The organism is Blautia sp. HCP3S3_D9 (assembly GCF_052063845.1).
GTDB lineage: Bacteria > Bacillota > Clostridia > Lachnospirales > Lachnospiraceae > Blautia_A.
Window position 1 is genome coordinate 1 of record NZ_JBQHWS010000144.1, and the last position, 7,643, is coordinate 7,643.

6 protein-coding genes and 1 riboswitch are annotated in these 7,643 nt (G+C 40.4%); of the genes, 1 reads left to right on the forward strand and 5 read right to left on the reverse strand.

The annotated features are described in order from the left end of the window. Positions 1–229 precede the first annotated feature (229 nt). Positions 230–1,045 carry an ATP-binding protein gene (locus tag ACTNES_RS17915; protein WP_291808892.1) on the reverse strand — a complete coding sequence of 272 codons (816 nt, stop codon included), beginning with the start codon at positions 1,043–1,045 and terminating at the stop codon, positions 230–232. Between the two features lie 419 nt (positions 1,046–1,464). Between ACTNES_RS17915 and ACTNES_RS17920 the strand changes: the two genes are divergently transcribed. Further along, positions 1,465–2,010, forward strand: a complete 546-nt coding sequence (locus ACTNES_RS17920) for a TetR/AcrR family transcriptional regulator (protein WP_300334889.1) — start codon at positions 1,465–1,467, stop codon at positions 2,008–2,010. A gap of 41 nt (positions 2,011–2,051) precedes the next feature. Here the strand turns inward: ACTNES_RS17920 and ACTNES_RS17925 are convergent, their stop codons facing one another. The 4 genes from ACTNES_RS17925 to ACTNES_RS17940 form a co-directional block, all read right to left on the reverse strand. Next, positions 2,052–2,438 (reverse strand): hypothetical protein, encoded by a 387-nt coding sequence (locus ACTNES_RS17925; protein ID WP_291808895.1) that lies wholly within the window; start codon positions 2,436–2,438, stop codon positions 2,052–2,054. 337 nt (positions 2,439–2,775) lie between these two features. Next, positions 2,776–3,738: a hypothetical protein gene (locus ACTNES_RS17930; RefSeq protein ID WP_441040266.1), complete on the reverse strand. Its 963-nt coding sequence runs from the start codon at positions 3,736–3,738 to the stop codon at positions 2,776–2,778. Between the two features lie 22 nt (positions 3,739–3,760). Continuing rightward, the gene (locus tag ACTNES_RS17935; RefSeq protein WP_291816782.1) at positions 3,761–6,064 is read right to left on the reverse strand and encodes a C1 family peptidase; all 2,304 of its coding nucleotides are present in this window, start codon (positions 6,062–6,064) and stop codon (positions 3,761–3,763) included. A 538-nt stretch (positions 6,065–6,602) separates the two neighbouring features. Further along, positions 6,603–6,899 carry a cysteine-rich small domain-containing protein gene (locus ACTNES_RS17940; protein ID WP_291816780.1) on the reverse strand — a complete coding sequence of 99 codons (297 nt, stop codon included), beginning with the start codon at positions 6,897–6,899 and terminating at the stop codon, positions 6,603–6,605. Between the two features lie 402 nt (positions 6,900–7,301). Then, positions 7,302–7,494: riboswitch (cobalamin riboswitch) on the reverse strand. Positions 7,495–7,643 lie beyond the last annotated feature (149 nt).

Here is a 7,643-nt window from a genome sequence, read left to right on the forward strand (position 1 = left end):
GCTCATTTTTCAAAAAGATGATTAATGAGCGACGGTGAAGTGCGCCCTTTTTTAGGAAAAACATATCAAAAACTATTTTAAATTTCTCTTGACATATCACCAGAATGCTTTATGCTATATCATTCTTTTCTTCTTATGGTTTTAGAATCATTCTCGATAAAATCATTTACTTCTTTGCCTGCCTGATTTTGGTAAGCTCCTGAGTAATATCTTTAATCTTTACTATCATTTACATATTGTCCACAATCTGACCGTCTGTAGAGATGACTTTTACCTGCCATGGAATGAATTTTCCACTGTTTTTCAGGGCTGTTTCCGCTGCTCTGGCGAGGCCGCCGCAACATGGGACTTCCATTCTTACGATAGTCACACTCTTGATATCGTTCTGGCGTATGATTTCGGTCAGTTTCTCGCTATAATCGCCCTCGTCCAGTTTCGGACATCCGATCAGGGTGATTCGGTTGCGGATGAATTCCTGATGGAAGTCTGCATAGGCGTATGCGGTGCAGTCTGCTGCGATCAGAAGATGGGCTCCGTCGAAATATGATGCATTGACTGGTACTAATTTGATCTGTACTGGCCACTGGCGCAGTTCGGATTCTACCGAAGTATTGAGCTGCGTGTAAGTTCTTTCTTCTTTATGTGGTGCTCTGAGAATCTTCTTCGCCATACTTCCCGGACATCCTGTGAAACTCTTTCCAATGCCTTGTTTTGGTTCTGCAGTGCCGGCTTCTGTTACGCCTGCTGATATATGATTTCCTACTAATCTTGTATTTGTTGTTCCTGCTCCATTCTCGCTTTCTGCATTTGCTTTCATGTTTGCTTCTACTGCGGCCTCGTCAAAGGCTGCTGCTTCTCTTTTGATAAATGAAATTGCATTTGTCGGACATACCGGCAGGCAGTTGCCTAACCCGTCGCAATAGTCGTCGCGTAACAGCTTTGCTCTTCCGTCTACGATGCCGATGGCTCCTTCCTGACAGGCGTTGGCACATAAACCGCATCCATTGCATCGCTCTTCGTCAATGTGTATAATCTGTCTTATCATGAGTTTCCCTCCTGTGAATGATTGGTTTCTATGTTAACTGTTTGTGTTCTCTTGATTACATGGCAAAGTATATCGGATATTTCGTTTTAAGTATGTTGTAAAAACAACATTCTCATTTCTTTTTGAAATTATTTTTCTGTTAATATTTTCCATTCCCGGACATCTGGTAAAAACTATATAACAAAAAATCTCAGAACTTTTATTTTCCTCTGGGGTATGCCCCTCTGGCTTAATAAATGTTCTGAGATTTCTGTACGTCTGAATGGTGATTCAAACGCATATCTGCAAGCAAACAGGATACTTGCTTCATTGGCTAATGTTTTTTATTGGGTTAATCTTTTATTTCTTTTACAATGCTAATAAAAAACAGCACGGGATTTCCCTGCATTTAAGATTTTAAGAAAGGATTTCAGATTTACATGAAAGTAAAAGACAAGAACCTGTCTTCTGTTAAGACAAAGACAGCAATTCGTACCGCCTTTGCAGAAATGGTTAAAGAAAAAGGAGACTTAGATAAGATCACTGTAACTGAACTGGTCAGGCGTGCCAACATCAACCGTTCTGCTTTTTATCTGCATTACAGTGATATTTATGATATTGCTGCCGAAATGGAACAGTCACTGATGAGTGATGTCATGCAGAACAGTCCTAGAAACAGAGAAGAACTTCTCACATTTACAGAAGAATTATTAGATCTTATACACAAAAATGAGAACCTGTACAGACAGATCCTCACTTCTGAATCACCTATGTATTTCCTGCGTAAATTCCGCCGGGAGATCGCAGTTAAGATCCAGTCGATCCCGGATGTAAATCATAACCCGACGCCATGGTTCCAGATGAAAACCGAAATTTTTGCAGACGGGATCTGCGAACAGGTTGTCTACTATTTCCGAGGCCGCACGGAATACACTTTTGAAGAACTTAAGCTTGGAATTCTGACCTGTCTGCGTGAATACTTCTGAGCAGCAGACTTAACTTTCTGCTCTGCCATATTATCCGAAACTTATTCAGAAGCTTGTTCTTCTTTATCCATCTGCTCTCTTCTGGCTTTCTCTCTCTGCTTCGTAAGATCATAATAATCATCTGTAAGGAAACCATGTGCTCTCATTGCATCAAACACCTGCTGCTGGGCAGGTGTCATTTTCATCCCTATGGAGTTATTATAATCCGTGAGAACACATCCGGTCTTTTCAACAAGCCAGAACAGAGGGGAATCTCCTTCCGGAATCATCTTCCAGATTTCATCCTCTGTCCACGGGAGCAGTTCCATCATTCCGTGAAGATGTCCTTTGGGTATTCTTATATAATCACCATCCGGCTTGATCAGGCCATCGGAAAAATTTTCGTCCTTAATTTTCATTTCATTCAACAATTCTTCGGTTATTTTCATTCTCTCTTTACCTCACCCTCGAGTATTGCTTTTTCCTATTATACGTGTCCTGTCAACGTTATGCAAGACCAAAGTCTGTGTATATCCAATCCACCGGTTGTCTCTTACCGGACATGAAGTGAACTGTGATACGTAACACAAAAATATATCATTTTCTACAAAATTTTAACTTGATTAATTCAACAAAAGATTGTAAACTATAATTGCACACACAAGTTAACGTTATTGTTAATTAAGACTATTCGAGGTTTCCTCAGAATGTCTCAATTATACACACACATTTTTCCAAAAAGAGCAGCTTCACCATTTCGGTGAGCTGCTCTTTTAATGTCTTATTTTATTTTTTCTTTCTCAGAAAATAGATGAGTAAAATTATGATAATAATGATTCCAATGCCACTGATCCAGATTACCGGATTTCTCATGCCTGAATCAGATTTCACATTCTTTCCTGATGTCTTCTTAGAATCATCACTACCTGACTCTGGCTTCTTATCCATTTCCTCTTTCTTCTCTTCCGGAGTTGGCTCTGTTGTCGGCGTTACTTCCTCTGTCGGTGTCGCTTCTGGAGTCGGAGTTACTTCCGGTGTTGGTGTCACCTCTGGAGTTGGAGTTACTTCTGGAGTTTGGGTTGCTTCCGGTGTTGGGGTCACTTCTGCGACAGCTTTCCCATCTTTAGATTCCTGTGGAGAAGTCTGCTCTGTATCGCTTACATAATCCGTATCGCGATCCAGATTCACCCATACAGATTCTTCACCATCTGTATCAGCTTTTCCCCAGTTTATTCCATCTTCTCCCTTTATATACTTGGAAATATGTACAGTTGTACCATCCGCAATTCCACCGCTGATCTCGCCATACTTCTCTCCCGGTCCGTTATATACGGGGGCATTTCCACTGTCACTCTGAATCTTCACCTGAAAATCCACATCTTCGCCGCCAAATGTCTGAAATTCTTTGTTAATCGCTTCGGCTCTGGTAACCGGTGCCAGATCATCCATCGGAATATATCCATTCATTCCATGGTATTCACTGTATGCCCATTCTTTATTGTCTGTGCCGTCTTTTTCCCCCTGAACATGAATCGCAGTTCCATTGACGATCAGATTATCATTCAGTACATTACTCTCCGGGTCAGCTTCCGCATAAATGTTTACACCACCGTCTGCACTCTGCACTGTCATATAGTAATCTGTAACGTAATCTGGATCCTGCTCTCTGCCATCATCCGCATAAACACTGACAGCTGCCAGGATAAAGCACAGCAACACCGCTGCTATTGTTCCCAACTTTTTCTTCATAATCTCATTCCTTCACTGTTTGTCATTTTCTTTTTATAACAGATGAACTCTTATATTTACTGTATGTATTTCCATAAGGTTCTTTTACATACGCTTTTACAGCATAGTAGTATGATACACCCTTTTGGGCTTTTTTGTCCAGATATGTTGCAGTATTTCTGTTGGAAATTTTCTTGATCAATTGATAAGATCCGCCTTTTTTCTTCCTGTAAATATAATATCCGTCACATTTCTTCTGCGTAGACCAGCGAACACGGATGCCATTCTTTTCGGATTTGACAGAAGATACTTGCTGCAGTGCAGGAGCCGCCTTGATCACAGGTCCGGTGGTGTACTTGCTTGTGTAAGTTTTCCCACTTGCCTGATAATATGCCCGGACTGTATATCGATAAGAAGCATTCGCAGTAACTTTACTGTCCTTGTACTTTGATACAGAGTTCTTTACTGTTGCAATCTTTGTCCAACTGCCGCCTGATGACGGTTTTCTGTATACATAATAGCCTGTTGCATTGGAAACTTTGCTCCATGAGACCTGATTGTATCCACTGTTATACGCTTTCACCTGAAATACGGGTGTATCCGGTGTCCATGACTGGTTCAGAGTTCTTGTGTGGGCTTTAATCCTTACAGACCATCCTTTCGTCCGACCGTCAGTCCATGCAGCACCGTCAGATGCTCCTTTAAAAAATGTCTGATTCTGCTCAATTCCAGCAGTCGCAATAAACCATTTACCGCCTCCGGAAGCAGAGTAACTTGTGCTAGCCTCAACACCAAATTTAATGTTATTACTTCCATTATTTGTGATCACCACCGAATAACAGCTGCCCTGGCGCAGAGTCACTTCCGGAATTGCAATCGTACGCACTCCTGCAATATCCTGCTCAAATTCATGCGGCTGCGCATACGCTGCAGTACCGCTTTCCGGATTGGAAGGATCTGTAAGATCTGTGTATACCTGAATCTTATAAGAAGCATTATCACTCATGGAAACTACATTTACTTCCCCAAGTGCCTCCTGTTTTCCATTACCTGCATTCGCTGTATAAATGGCAGATACCGACTGCTTTGGCTGTATGGTAATAGATGAAATTGCTGACGAACCGTCATAAAAATAATTATTCTTATATTTCTGTTCTGATACAGTTACTGCATTTACAGCCACTAAATTGCTGATATTCGGGTCATCATAAGAGAGATAGTAGTATCCATCATCTCCTTTGTTCTCTCCCCAACTGTTCTTTATGATCCAAGCACCATCATTTGTTACCTTAGAGGCTTCCTGAAAATTAGATGCTTCAAAAGTATCATCCCATCCAACTACCGTTACAATATGGTTGATTGCCTTTGAACTTGATGTTGTTGGATAACAATAAGCGGAAGTATTCACATTTACATAATTCTCAGTCATATAAAGCATGATCGATACGGCATGTCCATCCATAAGCCATGACTTCATTCGATTTATAGATGCCATTCTCTCCTCTTCCGTTTTATTCACAACATAATCAGAAAACATTGCATCTTTCAGATAAGCAACTGCATGATATGCTTTATCAGCAGAGATTTCCGTAGTCAGATCCTGCGTATGTGAGGAATCTGTAGGAAACGGCACATCATCCTCTGTAGTCATTCCGGACCAGGTGCTGAGAAAAACAGATGCCAGATAATCGTTCCCGCCAATATTGTGATAATTTCCTGCTACTGTATTCTTATCGTTGGCTGTATTTCCCAGTGGATCGTTCTGTCGGTTTGAGAAAAAATAGGATAAGTGTTCCTCTGACAGATCATATGTTCCCATTCCACGTGCAAGCAGAGAATTTTCCATTACTGCCGCCATTCCAAATGCCCAGCAGGTTCCAAATGGATGCTGATCCTTTACAGAAGTAACCAGACCATCCTCTCTTAAATCATATTTTTCTTTATATGTTGCTCTGCTTCCATAAGCAGCATATACCGTAGACAGATCACTCTCTACCTCCGATCCTGGATCTAATGGTGTCAGGTTTCTAAATGGTTCTAACTCTTCCTCACGTTCTTCGGCAGTCAGTGGACGGCCTTTAGTGTAACGGATTCCGTCTGTTTCTTCCTCAGATATCTCTCCATCCTGAAAGTCCTGTTGACTTTCCTCTGATGAAAACACCACTGCATTAGATTTGTTATCTGAGGTAAATGTATCTTCCTGTGACTGTTGCTCCTGAAATTCTTCAGCTGTATCCTGTGTACCAGACTCAAAAAATTCCTGTCCCATTACAGGCACAGATGTACAGATTACGGTCGATGTTAAAATTGCCGCAAGAACCCGCATCGCTATATTTCTTTTTTTCATATATTTGCATTCCTCTGTATTAATCTTTAAGATGTTCAAAGATAATAGCATTATATCATTTAATGTTTTTTATTTCAAGAAAGAATCCTTCTTGCAGGATTCTCCACCTGCGATGTGGCGCTTCAGCGACATACTCCCTCTCAGACATCGTGCAATCCCGCCCATAGGATTTTTTTATGTCATTGGAACATTACAGAGTAATTTCCTATAACATAAAAAACCGCCGAACTGCCGAACATGCATTCCGACGGTTGTCATTATGTATAAGATTTGCCTGTGTCTGCCAGCTATGAAAACACTGTCAGGAAAGGAGGTCAAATGCTTGTGCTGCATTTTCTTTTGTGTGTGTGAAAAGTGTGTTCTGCATGTGTGAAATGCATTACAAGACTAATAGATAGATTACAGATATAACACGGATAACGCTTTCCGCTGTTTGTTTGAAGATTTTTCTTTTGTTACATTTATTCTAACAGACCTGAATATATATTACAATGAGAATCGTTCTCTCTTATCTGGGGTAATCTGACACTTTCCTGCTTTATTTCTGATTAACTTCCTTTACCTTCTTCATCATCTCAGCCAATTCCTGATATTTCCCGGTTATATAGCCGTAATTCTTTCTTTTATGTGGAACCAGACAATTGGTACAGTCCTTTATTCCCTTATCTGTATATCTGAAATTTCCTCCACAATTCTCTCCAAGTGCATACAGAGGGCAGTAACAGAACAGACAGTTGAAATCCTCCGGATCCGCATTTTTATGACACGGAAAAAATTCACATTTCTTATGACTGAAATATGAGTATTCTTTGCCTTCCCAATAAGGTTTCTCCATTTTATCTTCCTTCTTTCTTATAATTTCTTTGTTTCAAAAAAATCCTGCCTACAGGATTGACTACTTCGGCGACATAATTCCTCTTATATAAAAAAATACTCTAATGAATCATCAATCACTTTCCAATTAACAAAGTATTGAACATTCATTACAGTATTCTTAACTCTACATAATAGCTACATAAATAAGAGGGAGCGACGCTACTCCGGGGTAGAAAAAAATCCGTTCATGAGTGCGCGGAGGGAACGAATAAATCCGAAGTAGTATCGCCTGCCATTTAATCATGTATAATTCATAAAGAACAGGCGCATTCCATAAAAAATGTCTGCCTTCGAATAAAAGCAGACAACACTCCGAAGCTGCGGATTCAACGGAGTTGGTTGTTACACTTTACACGGAAGTTTAACCTCGCCATACCAAGCAGGTTTCCTGGCTCCAGGCTCATCGCTCCTCTCTCCTTCTCATGCTATGGCACAATGGATTCTTGAGATTTGCTCCTCTGTTACAGTGACCGGATCGCTCAGGTTTCTCACCTGATTCCCTCTTTCTGTACCGTGTTTCTTACGATATCAGCACTTAATATGTTCCATATGGAATTATACTAACTGTATAGTAACATTTTCACGCTAGAATGTCAACTATTTGTCAATATATTTTTAACTAATTCCATATAATAGGTTACTGCTAACTTCCCATTATTTTCCTACTCACACCCTGTTATAAGCAAAAACAAAAGCTTTTAAA

Coding starts and splice junctions, on each gene's coding strand:
- ACTNES_RS17930 (WP_441040266.1), bottom strand. CDS start 3,738: ATGAAGAAAAAGTTGGGAACAATAGCAGCGGTGTTGCTGTGCTTTATC.
- ACTNES_RS17925 (WP_291808895.1), bottom strand. CDS start 2,438: ATGAAAATAACCGAAGAATTGTTGAATGAAATGAAAATTAAGGACGAA.
- ACTNES_RS17935 (WP_291816782.1), bottom strand. CDS start 6,064: ATGAAAAAAAGAAATATAGCGATGCGGGTTCTTGCGGCAATTTTAACA.
- ACTNES_RS17920 (WP_300334889.1), top strand. CDS start 1,465: ATGAAAGTAAAAGACAAGAACCTGTCTTCTGTTAAGACAAAGACAGCA.
- ACTNES_RS17940 (WP_291816780.1), bottom strand. CDS start 6,899: ATGGAGAAACCTTATTGGGAAGGCAAAGAATACTCATATTTCAGTCAT.
- ACTNES_RS17915 (WP_291808892.1), bottom strand. CDS start 1,045: ATGATAAGACAGATTATACACATTGACGAAGAGCGATGCAATGGATGC.